Origin of the sequence: Paenibacillus thalictri (genome assembly GCF_004307995.1) — a bacterium.
GTDB lineage: Bacteria > Bacillota > Bacilli > Paenibacillales > NBRC-103111 > Paenibacillus_AF > Paenibacillus_AF thalictri.
In genome coordinates this window covers 44,734-60,616 of record NZ_SIRE01000009.1, presented here as the reverse complement: position 1 = coordinate 60,616, position 15,883 = coordinate 44,734, and the positions used below count along the sequence as shown (strand labels likewise).

The 15,883-nt window shown below is 52.3% G+C and carries 12 protein-coding genes; 8 read left to right on the top strand and 4 right to left on the bottom strand.

What is annotated here, in order from left to right; genetic code table 11:
* The first annotated feature begins 167 nt into the window (after positions 1 to 167).
* Genes EYB31_RS13460 through EYB31_RS13440 form a run of 5 tightly spaced genes read left to right on the top strand, consistent with a single transcriptional unit; the run spans position 168 to position 6,702 of the window.
* Positions 168 to 1,139 (top strand): ABC transporter permease, encoded by a 972-nt coding sequence (locus EYB31_RS13460; RefSeq protein WP_131013866.1) that lies wholly within the window; start codon positions 168 to 170, stop codon positions 1,137 to 1,139.
* Between the two features lies 1 nt (position 1,140).
* A complete protein-coding gene (locus EYB31_RS13455; protein WP_131013865.1) occupies positions 1,141 to 2,010 on the top strand; it encodes a carbohydrate ABC transporter permease in 870 nt (289 codons plus the stop codon).
* Between the two features lie 44 nt (positions 2,011 to 2,054).
* On the top strand, positions 2,055 to 3,572 hold the full coding sequence (locus tag EYB31_RS13450) for an extracellular solute-binding protein (protein WP_131013864.1): 1,518 nt from the start codon (positions 2,055 to 2,057) through the stop codon (positions 3,570 to 3,572).
* A gap of 18 nt (positions 3,573 to 3,590) precedes the next feature.
* Positions 3,591 to 4,985 (top strand): sulfatase family protein, encoded by a 1,395-nt coding sequence (locus tag EYB31_RS13445; RefSeq protein WP_131013863.1) that lies wholly within the window; start codon positions 3,591 to 3,593, stop codon positions 4,983 to 4,985.
* 13 nt (positions 4,986 to 4,998) lie between these two features.
* A complete protein-coding gene (locus tag EYB31_RS13440) occupies positions 4,999 to 6,702 on the top strand; it encodes a DUF4091 domain-containing protein (RefSeq protein ID WP_131013862.1) in 1,704 nt (567 codons plus the stop codon).
* A gap of 325 nt (positions 6,703 to 7,027) precedes the next feature.
* Here EYB31_RS13440 and EYB31_RS13435 read toward each other — a convergent pair whose 3' ends face one another.
* From EYB31_RS13435 to EYB31_RS13420, 4 genes are all read right to left on the bottom strand, one after another.
* Positions 7,028 to 7,441 (bottom strand): Rieske (2Fe-2S) protein, encoded by a 414-nt coding sequence (locus EYB31_RS13435; RefSeq protein WP_131013861.1) that lies wholly within the window; start codon positions 7,439 to 7,441, stop codon positions 7,028 to 7,030.
* A 2-nt stretch (positions 7,442 to 7,443) separates the two neighbouring features.
* Positions 7,444 to 8,568, bottom strand: a complete 1,125-nt coding sequence (locus EYB31_RS13430; RefSeq protein WP_131013860.1) for an amidohydrolase family protein — start codon at positions 8,566 to 8,568, stop codon at positions 7,444 to 7,446.
* 106 nt (positions 8,569 to 8,674) lie between these two features.
* A complete protein-coding gene (locus EYB31_RS13425) occupies positions 8,675 to 9,511 on the bottom strand; it encodes a helix-turn-helix transcriptional regulator (protein ID WP_131013859.1) in 837 nt (278 codons plus the stop codon).
* Positions 9,512 to 9,558: 47 nt separating this feature from the next.
* Positions 9,559 to 11,841: a helix-turn-helix domain-containing protein gene (locus tag EYB31_RS13420; RefSeq protein WP_131013858.1), complete on the bottom strand. Its 2,283-nt coding sequence runs from the start codon at positions 11,839 to 11,841 to the stop codon at positions 9,559 to 9,561.
* A 216-nt stretch (positions 11,842 to 12,057) separates the two neighbouring features.
* On the opposite strand from EYB31_RS13420, the gene EYB31_RS13415 reads away from it, so the two are divergent.
* From EYB31_RS13415 to EYB31_RS13405, 3 genes are all read left to right on the top strand, one after another.
* Positions 12,058 to 13,041: an ABC transporter permease gene (locus tag EYB31_RS13415; RefSeq protein ID WP_131013857.1), complete on the top strand. Its 984-nt coding sequence runs from the start codon at positions 12,058 to 12,060 to the stop codon at positions 13,039 to 13,041.
* Positions 13,042 to 13,073: 32 nt separating this feature from the next.
* Entirely contained in the window at positions 13,074 to 13,952 is an 879-nt protein-coding gene (locus EYB31_RS13410) for a carbohydrate ABC transporter permease (RefSeq protein WP_131013856.1), read from the top strand.
* 63 nt (positions 13,953 to 14,015) lie between these two features.
* The gene (locus tag EYB31_RS13405; RefSeq protein ID WP_131013855.1) at positions 14,016 to 15,572 is read left to right on the top strand and encodes a type 2 periplasmic-binding domain-containing protein; all 1,557 of its coding nucleotides are present in this window, start codon (positions 14,016 to 14,018) and stop codon (positions 15,570 to 15,572) included.
* Positions 15,573 to 15,883: the final 311 nt, after the last annotated feature.

The window sequence follows — 15,883 nt, the reverse complement described above, 5'->3', positions numbered from 1 at the left end:
GAAGAAGCGAACATTTCATACCAATGATCCGGGATTGAATCTTTTCCCCGGCCACCTTCTCCTATACCATGACAACTACAGGGCGTTCGAGACGCAATCGCCGCCCGGGAGTATCCGAGCCTTACGATTGGATGCGCTTACAATTAAATGGAGAAGGAGGTTTTATTATGCCCATGACTACTCCCATAGCCAACAACGGAGCGGGTATTCGTTCGAAAGGACGAATGACCAAACGCAGCATGTTTGGGAGACAAATTTGGGTTCACCGGTATTTATATTTGATGCTGCTGCCGGCATTGCTGTTTTACGGGGTGTTTCATTATTATCCGATGTACGGAGCGCTGATCGCATTTAAGGACTTCAGCATCACCAAAGGCATTCTCGGCAGCCCGTGGGCGGGCTTCAAGCATTTTGAGTACTTGTTTTCGTTGGATAAATTTTGGGACGTCTTATGGAATACGATCGTGATCAGCTTATACCGGCTGGTGTTCGGGTTTCCGCTGCCGATTATTGTAGCGCTGCTGATGAATGAAATCCGGCTTGTCGCTTTCAAGAGAACGGTACAAACAATTATTTATTTGCCTCACTTTATTTCTTGGGTCATATTAGGCGGACTGCTGATCAATCTGCTGTCCACCGACAGCGGAGTTGTCAATAAACTGATCCAGGCGTTCGGCGGATCGCCGGTCGGCTTCTTAAGCGACGAGCAGCATTTCCGCGGCACCTTGGTCTGGTCGATGATTTGGAAAGAGTTCGGCTGGAATACGATCATCTACATGGCGGCGCTGACCGGCGTTAATCCGCAGTTGTACGAAGCGGCCGCTATAGACGGAGCCAACCGCTGGCGCCGTGTTGTCCACATCACGCTCCCTTGCATCCAAAGCACAATTGTCATCCTGCTGATTTTACGAATCGGTCACTTAATGGAAGCGGGTTTTGAGCAAATTTTCATCTTGTATCACCCTGCGGTTTATGCGGTTTCCGACATCATCGACACCTACGTCTACCGGATCGGTTTGACCGAAGGTCGATTCAGCCTGGCTGCGGCGGTCGGATTGTTTAAATCGGTCATCAACTTCCTCCTCCTGGTGGCTGCCAACAAGCTGGCCCGGATGACGGGCGAACAGGGGGTTTACTAACATGGGAATGAGACGCGGTTTGGCAAGCAAAACATTTGATGCCGCTAATTATTTGATCATGTCGCTGATCGCTTTGGCCACGCTGTATCCATTCTGGGATTCGCTGATCGTTTCGATCATACCGCTCGACGAAAGCTTGGCGTCCAATGTGCACCTTTTCCCGAAAACGATTACATTCGAAGCTTACGCTTATATTTTTAAAATGAAAGAGCTGTGGTCCTCCTACGGGGTTACGATATTCGTTACTGCTGTAGGCACGCTGATCAGCATTGTCGTTACCTTGATGGCGGCCTACGCCTTGACCAAAAAGGAACTGAAAGGAAGACGGCTGTTTCTGTTCCTGATCGTGTTTACGATGATGTTTAACGGCGGCCTCATCCCCACGTATATGGTCATCAAGCAGCTCGGCATGATGAATTCGGTATGGTCCCTCATCGTTCCGACGGCACTTAGCACGTACAACTTGATTGTGATGCGCTCCTTCCTGCAATCCATTCCGGAAAGTCTTGAAGAATCGGCGCGGATGGACGGCTGCAACGACATCGGGGTGCTGTTCCGGATCGTCGTGCCGCTGTCGCTGCCTGCCATCGCAACCGTCAGTTTGTTTTATGCGGTGTTCCGCTGGAACGAGTTTTTCACCGCCGTGATGTATATTACGGATAAAGAGAAGTGGCCGCTCCAGCTGTTTATGCGGGCGATGCTGCTGGAGAACGAAGCAAGCTTCCAAGGCGGCGGAGACAATCCGTTTCTGCTGGGGCAGTCGATCAAGATGGCTTCCATCATGCTGTCGGCGATTCCCGTGATGCTGATTTATCCGTTTTTCCAAAAATATTTTGTGCAAGGCGTTACATTAGGAGCGGTTAAAGAGTAAGCGAAGCCGCATTATCACGGAAAATCAAAAGGGAGGCTCTATTTATGAAACATATAGGAAAAACAACATCCGTTATCGTCACCGTTTCCATGCTGCTGCCTATGCTGGCGGCCTGTTCGAGCAAACCGGACGCCACACCCGAAAGCTCCGGCAAAAAAAGCGATGCTCCGACGAAAATTGTTTTTATGACGACGGGGGACGTTGCCGCGAGCAGCATTAAGCCGGATGACCGCATCGTTGCGGAAATCAACAAACGGCTCGGCATCGATCTGACTTTTAAGGTCGTTCCGGAAGGCGCTTACGATAAAATCAACGTGGCGATGGCCACAGGCGACATTCCGGACATCGTGACAATCAATTACCCGTCCAATTCGCTGTCGCAATGGATTAAGGAAGGCCTTCTCGTACCGATCAACGATTATTTGAAGGATATGCCGACGGTGAAGGAACGGCTGGAGAGCAAGCTAAGCTGGACCGCGGTGGACGGCAAATATTACGGGTACCCTTTCCTTGAGCTGGAAAAGTCGAATTATTTGCTTGGCTATCGGGCCGATTGGCTGGAATCACTGGGCCTGCAGCCTCCGAAGACGCTGGATGAATTCCGCAACACCCTGAAGGAAACGGTCGCTAAAGATCCCGATAAAAAAGGCGCATACGGATTTACGACACGCAAGCCCGGTCCGGCCGGCCTCGACTTCATCTTTTACGCTTACGGTATGCCATATGGTGATTGGGCGCTGGATGACAAGCAAAATGTGATCCCGAAATTCGAGCATCCCGCTTTCAAAAAAGGCATGACGTATATTAAGCAGCTGTGGGATGAAAAACTGCTTGATCCCGAATTTATGCTGAACGATCTGCAGATGAAAGAGCAAAAATTTTATCAGGGAAAAGCCGGTTTTATGGACGCCAGCATGTTCCGTCACGTCAACCGGATTGAAACCAGCTTGCAAAAAGTAAATCCGAAAGGCAAGCTCGGATACATGGCCCCGCCCGCAGGACCGGAAGGCAAAGCCGGGATGGTCGGCGCGCCGAAAACCGGGTTGTTCACCGCAGTGACCAAAGGAGCCAAAAATCCGGAGAAAGCGGCCAAGTTCATCGAGTTTATGCTCTCCAAGGAAGGCCGCCAGCTGCTGGAGCTTGGCATCGAAAACGTGCATTACACCAAGCAGGGAGATAAAATTACGTATAACGAAGCGGAACGCGCCAAAGACAGCTTTGCGCCAAGCGGCTGGTCTCACCCGCTCGCATGGGGCAGCGTCATGTGGCCGCTGACGCAAAACTATTTGCCGCAAACGGAACCGCAAGCCGACCGCGCCAAAGAATCGGTGACGATCGCGACAAAATATATGGTGCCTAACCTCGTCAATGTAACCACAGCGGCGGAGACGGAATTCGGCGGTGTCGTCAACGAGCTGCAAAACCAATATTTTATGAACATGCTGACCGGCAAAATCGACATCGACGCAGGTATTGCCGAGTTGTCCAAGAAATGGCGCGATCAAGGCGGAAACAAAATTTTGCAGGAAGTGACTGCCGCGTACAAGGCGGCCAAAAAATAAAAGCAACGGAGTGGAAGCATGACAACGGCTCAGCGTACAAACAAACCTAACGTAGTATTCATTCTTTCGGACGATCAGGGAGCTTGGGCGATGGGCTGCGCCGGCAACCGCGAAATACAGACTCCGCATTTGGACCGGCTGGCGGCGACGGGCATGAGGTTTGACAACTTTTTCTGCGCTTCGCCCGTCTGCTCTCCGGCCAGAGCTTCTCTGCTCACCGGACGTATCCCTTCCCAGCACGGCGTGCACGATTGGATTCGGCAAGGCAATATGGGCGACGGATCGATCCGTTATTTGGAAGGACAGATCGGCTATACCGATATTTTAGCGGATAACGGGTATGTGTGCGGACTGAGCGGCAAATGGCACCTGGGCGACAGCATGACGCCGCAGAAAGGATTTGTGCATTGGTTTGTGCACCAATCCGGAGGCAGTCCCTACTACAATGCGCCGATGATTCGGGACGGCCAAACGGTCGTCGAGCCGGAATATGTGACGGATGTGATTACGGACGATGCGCTGCAATTTTTGGACCGTATGGACGGGGCGCAGCCCTTTTACTTAAGCGTTCATTATACCGCGCCGCACAGCCCGTGGATCGGCAATCATCCCGAACTATTCGTGGCGCTGTACGACGATTGCCCATTCGAATCTTGCCCGCAGGAGCCGGCCCATCCATGGGCGATTCCGAATCCGCCGTGGGGCACCGACTGGCGCGAGAACCTGAAGGGTTACTTCGCCGCTGTAACGGCCATGGATGCGCAGATCGGACGGCTGCTCGACAAGCTGGAGGAGAAAGGCCTCAGAGAAGATACGCTTGTCGTCTTTATGGGCGACAACGGGTTTAGCTGCGGCCAGCACGGATTTTGGGGAAAAGGCAACGGTACCTTCCCGCTGAATATGTACGACAGCTCCGTTAAAGTACCGGCCATCTTCAGTCAGCCCGGCACGATTCCTCAAGGAACGGTATGCTCCGCGCTGGTGAGCGGGTACGATTTTATGCCGACGCTGCTTGATTATTTGGGCTTCGAGCATGAGGGGAGCGCTGCGCTGCCCGGCAGAAGCTGCGCAGCGCTGCTGCTTGGGAAAGAGACGGCGGAACGCGATCGTGTGTTCATCTGCGATGAATACGGGCCGGTGCGGATGGTGCGTACACAGGAATGGAAGTACGTGCACCGGTATCCTTACGGACCGCATGAGTTGTATCATTTGGCGGCGGATCCGGATGAGCGCCGCAATCTGATCGACGATCCGTTATATCGCGAACAAGTCGAACTGTTGAAGGGCGAACTCGACGATTGGTTCGTCCGTTATGTCGATCTGAATCTGGACGGAGTACGGGAGCCGGTTCGCGGCGGAGGGCAGCTGTCGCTTGCCGGACCGGCCGGGAAAGGAAAACAAGCATTCAGCTAGAGAGGTGGAGCGCATGACAGACTTGCTGGAAACCAGATGTTTAAGCTCATTAACTAAAGTGTTCGCCGATGAGGAGTTGACCGCCGAACCTTATTCAGCCGGCAGCGCGCTCAAAAAAGAAACTTATTCGTTCCAGGTGGCTTATCGCGCCGCCTTGCTGATCAAGTCGGTTGAGGTGAACGCGAGTTCTCCAATCAACGCGCGGATATCGCTTCGGGCGGTAGGGCTGGCTCCTTCGGAGCTGCCTTACCTGCAAAACTCCGACGAGCATGTGCTCCGCAAAACGCCGGGATTATTCCCCGATCCGCTGTATCCGATTCATCCGGAGGACGGGATTGCTGCACTGCCGGGACAATGGCGCTCCGTCTGGGTCACGGTTGAACCGGACCGCGACGTGAAACCCGGGAAATATGATATTCATATCTTGTTCCAAAATGCAGAAGGCAAGCTGATCGGCTCAGAAACTTTTGAACTCGATATTGTGGGGGCCTCTTTGCCGAAGCAGCAGCTCATACACACGGAATGGCTGCATACGGACTGTCTGGCAACCTACTACGGCTTGGACGTGTTCAGCGAGCCCCACTGGCAGATGATCGAGCGTTATATCGAAACGGCGGTCCGGCATGGCATCAACATGACTCTGACTCCGCTGTTTACGCCTCCTTTGGACACGGCCATCGGAGGAGAACGGCCTACCGTTCAACTGATTGATGTGGAGAAACACGGCGATTCTTACCACTTTTCATTCGGCAAATTGAAACGCTGGGTCGAAATGTGCAACCGTCTGGGTGTCGAATATTTCGAATTCTCTCACCTGTTTACGCAGTGGGGCGCAAAACATGCACCCAAAATTATGGCGGAAGAAGATGGCGTTCGCCGCAAAATATTCGGCTGGGAGACGGACGCGGGCGGTCCGGAGTATCTCGGTTTCCTCGGTCAATTTTTACCGGAGCTTGTGAAGTTTACCCGGCAGCACGGGTTGGAGAAAAGATGTTATTTCCACAATTCCGACGAACCGAGGGGCGGCGATCTGGAGCAATATCAGAAGCTGAGCCGCTTCACAAGGCAGTACTTGGACCCTTACCCGATCATCGACGCATTGTCCGATTATTCGTTTTACGAGCAAGGAGCGGTGAAAATTCCAGTTCCGGCAAGCAATCACATCGAACCTTTTATCGAGCATCAAGTTCGGCCGTTATGGACGTATTATTGCGTATCGCAGAGAGTGAACACATCCAACCGCTTCTTCAACATTCCATCGGCGAGAAACCGGATTATCGGCATCCAGCTGTACAAGTTCGACGCCGCCGGCTTTCTGCACTGGGGTTACAATTTCTGGTATTCGCAATATTCGAAAAGACCGCTGAACCCATTTGTTCAGACCGACGCCAGCCACGCTTTCCCTTCCGGCGACGCCTTCCTGGTATATCCCGGAGCAGGCGGTCCGATCGAGTCGCTGCGAATGGAAGTGTTTTACGAAGCTTTGCAAGATTTAAGAGCGCTTCGTCTGCTGGAAAGTTTTATCGGAAGAGAAGAAGTCATGGCTTTGCTGGAAGGCGATTTACAGACGCCAATCACGTTCAGCGAATATCCGCGGTCGGAGGCATGGCTGCTGGCCAAGAGAGAGCAGATCAACCGGCTCATTGCCGCTAATCACTCCCGCTTCTGCGAGGCTTCCGCCGAGCAGCGAACGGAAACCGCGGCTGGCGGCGTATAAGCTGCTGAACGAAAGAACTCCCACACGCGCGTCCCGGCGGCACATGGCGGCGGTCGAAGCCACGCGGCCTACGCAATAAGGGAGCTGTCTCACAAAGGTCTTACACCACCTTGCGCGGGGAACCGGGCAAGGTGGTGTAAGACCGGAAGCAGCCGCCGAAAAAAGTAGCCGAGTGAGCGAAATCATTCTGGAGAAGCGCCAGCGTTCGCCTTTGTCCCCGAATTTCACCCGCCACAAGCGGGTACAATCCAAGAAATTCGGGGACAATCAGCGATCGGAAGAATGATTCGCACATGCAGCGTTCACTTGTTCAGAGACCTCAGACCTAAATGAATACATACACATTGTCATCGATAATTTCCACTTCAAATCCTCTCAGCCGCACACCGCTCTCCTCTGCCAAATGCCTGCCGGTTAACAGATCAAACTCCCATCCGTGCCAAGGGCAGCGCAGGACCTCTTGATCTTTACCGTACTCATATTCATACACCAGAGACGGCATTCGGGTTCCGCAGACAACACCCTCGCAGACAGGCGCCGCCGCATGCGGGCAAACGTTGCGCCATGCATACCACAAATCCCCGATATGAAAGATCCCGATCTCCATCCCTCTGACTTCAACGATCTTTCGCCCTCCTTGGGGCACATCATGGATGGAACAGGCCGGATACCCGGTCTTCTCTTTCTCCTTCGCCTGCGCACGATTCTGGGGAGTCACTATAGCTTTTTCCGCTTCCATGGCTACAGCTCCCCTTGCATGCTGACTTCCGTCTTGACTTGAGGCCGCTCGTACAATTTATATAAGTGCATCGCATTATCGCACAAAATGTTCTGCCGCAAGTCTCTACGAATCGGCTGCAGCACGACTCTGGGATTATCGAAATCCCAATGCGGATAATCCGAGGAAAACAAAATGTTCGTATCCGCGCCGATCATATCAAAAATCTGGTTCAACTGATCCGGCTTATCCGGCTCTTCAATCGGCTGAGTCGTAAAGTACACATGCTGCCGGATGTATTCCGAAGGCAACTTTTTCAACCACGGCACCTGATCGCGCAACGCCTTATAATTTTTATCCATCCGCCACATGAGGTGCGGCGCCCAAGCGATACCGCCTTCGATGGCGATGAACTTAAGTCCCGGGAATTTTTCAAAAACACCTTCACATACAAGGCTGTTCACATGCGCCATATAATTCGTCGGCAAAATATTGTGCCATTCAATATACTTCGTCGGATATCCCGAAGGCGTGGGCGCTCCCGCTATACCGCGTCCTTCCGTTCCCGGATGGACAGCCACAGGTAACCCGTTGCGCTCAGCGGCTTCGTAGATAGGATGGAAAAATCGTTGCCCATACAACATTCTAGAGCCGCTGCACATAATAATTTGAACCATATCTTTGTTTTTGGCCATGCGGTCGATTTCTTTCGCAGCGGCCTGAGGATCCGCATGATTAATTAAGATCGACCCTTTGTATACCGGACTCACCGCAAGCCAGTTATCTACAAGCCAGTCATTATAAGCGCTTGCCACCGCATTCCCAAAGTCCGGATCAGGATTTAAGGAAACGCCCAGAATACCGGAGCCGGTCAAGATCCCGTAATCAATGCCCCATTTTTCAAAATGATGCTTCAGCATGAAATGCGGATCGCTGCCCGGAGTGCCGCCGTCCGGTTGTTTGGCATCCTTACGCATAACTCCGATAGGCGAATACCATCCGCCGCCGTATCCAGGTCCAACCCCTAGCCATTGATCATGCCAAACCTTGGGCAGGTACGGCAATAAATCTTTTGGTTTCGCAATCGCGTTATGCACGTCGGCGTCAATAATACGCGGCTTTGCATTCGTTTCCGTATCGATTGTCATCTGCTGTATCTCCTTTGTTTTCTAATTCCTATGGCTTAAGAATAGAAGATAAAAGAACCGCAGTACATGCAGAATCGTTCTTCAAATCTGGATTTTTGATCGATCGTTAAGCTTTGCGATAATGGCTGGGCGTCAGCCCCGTATCTTGAGTAAACAACCGGGTAAAATAGAATGAATCCGTGAACCCGACCTCCTCCGCCACTTGCTTGATAGGCATTTGGCTTTCTCTGAGAAGCTGTTTGGCTTTATCCAGCCGAATTCTCGTTAAATACTGAATAGGCGAGAACCCTGTGTGTTTTTTGAATAAACTAGAAAAATAAGCCGGAGAATGCGAAGCGTGTTTCGCCATCATCTCTCTTGTCAAGTTTTCCCGATAATTCGCTTTGATATGTGAAATCGCCTTCACAATCATAGCCGCAGCTCCTGCCTCTTGAACCGCTCTTCTTCTTGCTACTGCAGCAGTCAGGTGCATGATGATGCTTAAGATACCGACACGTGCTTCCCAATCGTACCCGACCTCTTTGTGGTGCCATATGTGATGAAGCTGCATGAAGCTCTCATCCATCGTTTGTGTCCCGAGACCGGGCAAATAGTCGCCGCAAGGCAGCGGCCCTTCAGCCCCGTGCCATTCCGCTTTATTGCCGGACCAATGCAGCAATCCATACTGATAGTGGATGGAATAAAAACATAAGGGATGTTCGGGGCTCGTCAAAATTTCCATGCGGTTTCCCGGCCATACTTGAAAAACGGTGCCTGGCAGCAGCACTTGCCGTTCGTTGTCTCCGAGACGAAGTGTCCCTTCCCCCGCAACAACCAAGGCCAAAATATGCAAACGAGTCCGTTCCCGATATAACCTGAAGTCGGAACTATGCCAAAATGGGAGGTCTCGTTTGACGACATCGACAATTTTGGGATCAAAGCCCTTAAAAAATTCATAGTCCATGCGGAACATCCCCTTTGCGAACTCAGGTGATTTTTCTCAGACTTAAGTTAGCCGCCCTGACCTTCTTGGCGCTCGCGGAACTGACCGGGGGTAATGCCTTCGTATTTCTTGAACAACCGGTTGAAATAAGGCGGCTGATACCCCACCTTCAAAGCAATTTCCCCCACCGGTTCATCCGTCTCGAACAGCAGACGTTTGGCCTCATCCAGCCGCACCTTTGTCAAGTAATCACTGAACGTCTGCCCCGTTACCTGCTTGAAGCCCAAGCTAAGCCGCTTCGGATACGTTCCGTGCAGATCAGCGCACGATTCAAGCGAAATATCCTTCATGTAGCTCGCGTGAATCGTCGCAAGCACCCCTTCGATCAGCAGCTTTAACTGCATATCCTGCGAACCGTGAAGCCTGCGCAAATAAGGACGAAGCAGCTTTTTGCGAAGCAGCTCCAAAATCCCGTGCGGATCCCGCTGCTCCCCCATTTCCTCCCAAAGCATAGTTCCTCCGGTCAGCTCAAACGGATTGTAGCCTGCCTGCAGAATCGTGTTCTGCACGTTCCCGCACAACTGCATAACACCTTGCCGGACCTCGATCTCTTTGATCGCCTGAGCCTTCAGCTCCGCCAAGAAGTCGATGAACAGCCGCTCCAGCTCCTCGTCCATCCCCAGCTTGACTGCCTGGAGCAGCGCCTTTTCGATCTCGAATGGATAACGGATCTCGTCCCGGCCGGACGGCATAAGCTCCTCGACGTCGAGAATCTGCTGCGGTACCCCCAGCTTGCGGTGATTCAAGGCGGCGCGGGCATCCTCGAACAGGCGGGGAACCTCTCTCAGCTCTGTCACCGATTTGCCTACACAAACGGCGATTTCGACCTTCAGCAGTCCTCGCAAGGTAGCGGCGAGCTCATCCGCCAGATGATACAAGCCGGATTTCAAGAGTTCATGCGCAAGGTGTGCCGGGAAACGCAGCAGCAGCCCAACAGTCAAATCTTGAAAGTTAATGACGCTAACCTCCAACGCTTTACCCATAGTCAGCTCTTCCGCTATGTTCGCCGCCGCAAAGGTGACAAGCTGCTCATCCCCCTCCGAGAACCTGCCCTCGCTTTCGTAAAGTCCGTGCACCTGCACGACCATCGCCGCGAAGATACGCTCCCTCACATCCCAGCCATACTGCCCCATCCGTTCCGCAAGTTCCTTTTCGCTAAGGAAATAAAGATGCCCCTGCACGAGCTGAAGCAGGAAGCTCTCCCGTAATGTCGGAAGCTGGCTATCGACCCGCTCCTGCAGAATTTGGCTCTCGCGGGACAGATGTTTCCACTCGCTTGTGATGTCATCAAGAGCATCGTGGCCCGCCCGGCCCGTTAACTGCTGCGCAAGACGACGAAACGGGCTATAGATTTGCCGGTAAGCAAGCCATGATAAGAGAAGCGCAAGCAGCAGTCCGAAGCCGCCGGTTGCGACAATGATACGCGACAGTACCTGCACCGGCTTCGTCAGCTGCTCGATCGGCGCAGCAGCGGCTACGGTCCACAGCTTGCCGATCCGCTTCATACTGCCGGTAGAGACGGAGTAGGTGCCGCCCTCCCACCGCTCGATGCGCGGTTCTCCCGCCGTTCCCCGCAGCTCCCGGGCCGATTCCAGCAGTTTCGCGTCCAGATCGGACGGATCGGTGATCGCCCTGCGGCCAAGCGAGATCGGCTTTCCTTCCTCCTGCAGCAAAATCGTCGCCCCCTTGCCTTCGGGCTCCAGCTCGCCGATCAGCTTATCGAGCTGTTTGGCATTAATTTCGACAAACAGCGCAGCAAGGCGACCCGGCAGACGCACGACCAGCATATATTGGGCGGCGTTCGCATTTTTCGAATAGAGCGGGGTCCAGCTTAGATCCGTATCCCCCATCGCCAGCTTCCGGTAACTCGCAATCTCGTCAGGTGTTGTCAGCCGAATAATGCCGGAATTGTCGCGAACAAGCACCTTTTGATTTTCCAGATACAACGTAACCTCTTCAATAAGCGGATCGGACGATTTCACCCAGGTCAGAGCCCGGTAGATCGTCTGGACATCCTTGTAATCGTTTTCCACATTCAGATCGCCAAGGTTGGTCTCGAGCGGAAGCCGAAACGTCCACTGTGCCATGGCGAGCTCCAAATGATTCAAATTGCTGTCAATCCTCTCGGTTGCGAAGGCGACTTGGCTCTGGCGGAACTTCTTGGTCTCCGCTTCGATCCTGTCCGTCACCATCAAATATACGAGAATTCCAATCAATGCCACAGGCAGGCAGGCGCTGATCGCGGCGACAAGAAAGCTCCTCCGCTGATGCTTCCCTCTTCCTCTCCACATATCCTCCCCACCTCCAGTCCCGTGAAATACCTACATCATATTACAAAAATTCCGCTGCAACAATTGAAAATCATGCCCAGAATGAAAGTGCAATGACAGGAAATCGCCCGGAAAAAGAGTGCATCTCCGGTAAAGCAGCGGGAATGAACGTCCAATTGCGGAAAATGGCGGCCGGTCATAAGCTTAAGCCACAGACCACATTAGCGAGGTGAATGCATGGATACGAATCAATCACAACCCGCAACGCTCCCTTATCAGGAGGGCGCACAGCGAAACACGAGTGTAAGACGCAGCAGACTGTCCGCCATCTGGCGCGGACTGGTCCGCGACCGGGCTCTTTATCTCATCGCAGCTCCCATGCTGCTATATTTTCTATTATTTAAATACGTCCCCATGTGGGGGGTATTCATCGCCTTCAAAAACTACACGCCTTATACCGGTTTTTGGAATAGCGAGTGGGTCGGGTTTGCGCACTTTGCACGGTTTTTCTCTAATGAAGCTTTCTGGCAGCTGCTGCGCAACACGCTGGCCATCAATCTGCTAAGCTTGCTTTTGTTTTTCCCGCTCCCGATCCTGCTCTCCATCATGCTCAACGAAGTAAGGAAGGAATGGCTCAAGCGTATCGTTCAATCCGTGGTGTATCTGCCCCACTTTCTCTCATGGGTCGTCATCAGCGGCATCACGTTTCTGATGCTTTCCACATCGGACGGCATCATTAATAAGTTGATTGCCGGGTTGGGGTTCGCCAAGTTCGATTTCCTTACGAATCAGAACGTGTTTTGGCTCTTGCTAACGTTTCAATCGATTTGGAAGGAAGCCGGCTGGGGCACCGTCATTTTTCTCGCGGCGATTGCTTCCGTTGACCCTCAGCTTTATGAAGCCGCCCGGATGGACGGCGCCGGACGACTGCGTCAGATTTGGCATGTCACCCTGCCTGCCATCCGCACGGTCATCATCATCCTTCTTATTCTGCGCATCGGTCATATGATGGACGTCGGCTTTGAGCAGGTGTATCTGATGACAAACGGAGCGGTGTCGGAAGTGGCCGACGTCTTCGATACCTATGTGTACCGCAGCGGGATTCAACAAGCACAGTTCAGCTACAGTACCGCCGTTGGTTTGTTCAAGTCGATTGTTGGCGTCATCCTCGTTGTGCTCACCAACCGGTTAGCCAAAAAATTCGGCGAAGGCGTTTATTAACCCTATCGCTTTCGTAAGGAGGCCTTACATTTATGATCCGAAGCTCATCCGACCGTCTGTTCGACAGCTTTATCATCGTCTTGCTGCTGTTTGTTGCATTGATCATGTTGTTTCCGTTTTATTATGTCTTCGTTGTTTCCTTCACAACTCCCGTAGAGTATTTACGAAAAGGTCTCGTTTTATTTCCGGAGGAATGGTCCCTCATTTCCTACCGTTATCTGCTTGCGAACAACGTCTTTGTCAAAGCAACCGGCGTCAGCGCCTTTCTCGCTACCGCAGGCACGTTGCTCAGCCTGATCGTAACGTCCGCCGGAGCTTATGCGCTGTCGCGCAAGCGGCTGCAAGGCCGCCGGGTGCTGCTGATCCTGATTCTAATGACTACATTGTTTAACCCGGGCATTATTCCTCCTTATTTATTGGTTCGCGAGCTTCACCTGATCAACAGCATCTGGTCTCTCATTATCCCGGTGCTGACAAGCGGCTGGTACGTCATCTTGATGCGCGGCTTCTTCGAGAGCCTGCCCGACGAGCTTGAGGAAGCTGCAAAAATCGACGGGGCCACCGACATCGGCACCTTCTGGCGCATCGTTTTGCCGCTATCATTGCCTTCTCTTGCCGCCTTTGGCCTTTTCTATGCCGTGAGTTATTGGAACACCTTCTTCTCCGCCGTTCTTTACATCAACAAAGCCGACTTGCGGCCGCTTCAAATCGTGCTGCAGATGCTGCTGATCGACAATTCCAGCTCCGCCTCGGGCGAATTGGCGAACACGCTTGCCAGCGACATCCGCATTCCGACCGATACGCTGAAAATGGCGGCGATTATCATCTCGACCGCACCTATTCTGCTCGTTTATCCTTTTCTGCAGAAACATTTTGCCAAGGGCGTTATGGTTGGTTCCGTCAAAGGTTAGAGGGAAAGCTCCGTCTTCCTTTCTATACATGGTACAATAATCATTAAGGGGGTTCTTATTCAAATGCCGAACAAGACTACGATGCTCTCCATTGCAACCGTTCTCCTCTTCTCCACAACACTCGCCGCTTGCAGCAGTAAAGAAAGCCCGCCAGCCGGGAATACCGGCTCGGGTACGGGTACAGGGGCAGGTACTGCAGCTGCGCCAGCCGGTCCGGTCGAGATCAGCATTTTCGCTAATCAGCAGGGAGCTCAGGCCATCGACCCATCCAATCCGGTGCTGCAAGAAATTATGAAGCTGACGAACTCCAAGCTGAACATTAACTGGGTACCGTTTAATACCATTAACGAAAAAACAAAGGTCATGCTCGCTTCGGGCGATTTATCGGAGCTCACTTACATCGGCAACCCGTACGATGCCCAAGTCGTGCAAATGTCATTAGCCGGGGCGTTCTGGGACGTCACTCCTTACATCAAGGATTATAAAAACTTAAGCTCAATGCCCCAGATTATCTGGGACAACGCCAAGGTCAAGGGCAAGAACTACGGCGTGCCGCGTCCGCGTCCGCTGGATGGCAGCTGGGGGGTGCAGCTGCGCAAAGACTGGCTGGATAAGCTCGGGCTCAAGGTTCCCGAAACGATGGACGATGTATTTAATGTGGTTAAAGCATTCACTACAGGAGATCCGGACGGCAACGGCAAAGCTGACACGATTGGTCTCGTCGGCGATGTCACCCAAGAGTCGATGGGCTCATTAACCTGGATTGAGAATGTGTTTAATGGCACACCGGGCAGCTATAAGACGGTTAACGGGCAGCTGGTGCCGGTCATTTTTGAACCGACGGAGCGGCAGGCCTTGGAATGGCTGAAAAAGGCTTATGACGAGAAGGTGCTCGTGCAAGACTTCGCCGTGCTCAAATCCACGCAGAGCCGTGAGCAATATATGGGCAATAAAGCGGGGATGTTAGGTTCGGCCTTAAATCCGCAATGGCTGTTTACCGACGCTATGCGTAAAATCGATCCGAAGGCGGATTCTTACCCGCTAACCTATCTGATCGGCCCGGACGGCAAAAAGTTTGCCGGTAAGGACAGCGGCCTGCTCGGAATGTACGTCATTCCGAAGACGGTCCCCGAGGCTAAGATGAAACAGCTCCTTGGGTTCATGGACAAAGCTATGAACGAGGACGTTGTCGATTTGGCCAACTATGGCCTCAAGGATAAGCACTACACGATCGTCGACGGCTTTAAAGTTCCGACCGAACAGGCCAAAACGGACAATATTCCGGACGTCAGCAACAATCTGCTGCAAATTTTCAACCGGTACGATAAGTACCTGCGCGCTTTCTACAGCGGTATTCCAAAAGATTACTACGAGCGCAACAAAAAGCTCATCGACGACCGCACCGACCTCAGCGTGGCCGATCCGGCTTATGGCCTGATTTCCAATACTGCCCTGACCGCCGGACCGGATCTGAACAAGAAAATCCAGGATATGAAAATCAAGATCATTATGGGCAAGGAGCCGCTGGCCGCTTGGGACGATTTCGTAGCCAAGATGAAATCCGACGCGAATTTCACCAAGATTACGCAGGAACTAAATGAGGCATTAAAGAGTAAATAATCAAAACACCCTTTAGGCTGTGATGCAGCTTAAAGGGCGTTTTTCGTTCAACCCGTCATCCAATCAATAATCCAGTTACGTTCGCCGATTATAACGTTTTTGGGGTGAAAATCCCATGGCATAAGCAGTTTCCGTCCGGTAGATTTTCCAAGTAATCAACGATTTTCTTCTTAGCATCTCCTGATAGTTGCGAAGCATTCTGAATATTTTTGCCAGCACTGTTTTCTGCTTAAACTTGATCTATATGCCCCTTTTTCTCCACCTATCCTCCTTGTAAATAGCGAATCTTTTCTTAACAGTAATATCACAAT